Genomic DNA, 1,224 nt, shown 5'->3' with positions numbered 1-1,224 from the left:
GCCCAGGCCCATCCGGCGCCCCGCCGCGAAGCCGCGCGCCCCCGGCGTTACGCCGACCCGGAGCCGAGCGCGCGTTACGACGAGTACGACTCGCCGCGGCGGCACGTTCGCCGGTCGGCCCGCGCCGACGGGGCGCCGGAATACGGTGAACCCGGCCTGTGGACGCCGGCACCGGCGCCGGTGTCGCGCGGCTGGTGGTAGTTCGACCACCGGGATTCGACCTCAACTCTCGGGTGCGCGGCCACACAGCCGGGCACGATTTCGCCACGGTCCAGCCTTAGCCGTTTCCCTCGCAGACTCAGGCGAAGGGGAGCGCTGTCGGCCGTCATGGGCCGATCGCCGCGACCGGACATCCGCCGGGCACCCTTTGCGGGTTCGGGAGAGGATCAGGACCACCGTGCCGAGCCTTCGCAGAACCGCCCGACACCTCGTCCTCGCCCTGTGCGGCACGGCCCTCGGCTTGATCGCCGGAACGGTCGAGACCGAGAACGCGGTGGCCAACGGCGATACCCGCACGCTCACGATCTACCACACGCATACCAAGGAGAGCGCGACCATCACGTTCAAGCGCGATGGCCGGTACGACCGCGCGGCCCTTGAGCAAATGAACTGGCTCCTGCGCGATTGGCGCGTCAACGAGCCGATCAAGATGGACCCGCGCCTGTTCGACACGGTCTGGGAGGCCTACCGGCAGGTCGGCGCGACCCAGCCGATCCATGTCGTCTCGGCCTATCGCTCGCCCGGCACCAACGCGATGCTGCGCCGCCGCTCCCGGATGGTCGCCGAGTTCAGCCAGCACATGCTCGGCAAGGCGATGGACTTCTACCTGCCCGAGGTCTCGATCGACCGGATCCGCGAAGTCGGGCTGCAGATGCAGCGCGGCGGCGTCGGCTGGTATCCGCATGCCGGCACGCCCTTCGTCCATCTCGACGTCGGCTCCGTGCGGATGTGGCCGCGCATGACCCACGACCAGCTCGCCCGGCTGTTCCCGGACGGTAAGACCGTCCACCTCGCGAGCGACAACCGCCCGTTCCCGCGCTACGAGGAGGCGAAGGCCGAGATCCTGTCGCGCGGCGGCACCGTCGCCGGCCTCACCACCCAGATGGCGAGCGGCGAGGAGGAGGACGGGCCCGGCCTGTTCGGCTTCCTGGCAAGCCTGTTCGGCGGCGGATCCTCCACACCCGAGCCCGCCGCGGCCCCGCCGCCGGCGCCCGTCGCGAAGAG

General features: G+C 71.1%; 2 protein-coding genes. Both read left to right on the top strand.

Annotated features, from left to right (window positions below; genetic code table 11):
- A partial coding sequence (locus FV228_RS33855) for a hypothetical protein (RefSeq protein ID WP_147857790.1) occupies positions 1–201 on the top strand: 201 nt, incomplete at its 5' end.
- Positions 202–397: 196 nt separating this feature from the next.
- Positions 398–1,224 (top strand): DUF882 domain-containing protein (locus FV228_RS30235; RefSeq protein WP_147857789.1); only part of this gene is annotated, 827 nt, incomplete at its 3' end.

The sequence above is a fragment of the Methylobacterium sp. WL18 genome (assembly GCF_008040015.1).
In the GTDB taxonomy this organism is placed as follows: Bacteria; Pseudomonadota; Alphaproteobacteria; order Rhizobiales; family Beijerinckiaceae; genus Methylobacterium; species Methylobacterium mesophilicum.
This window is presented reverse-complemented; position numbering and strand designations above follow the sequence as displayed.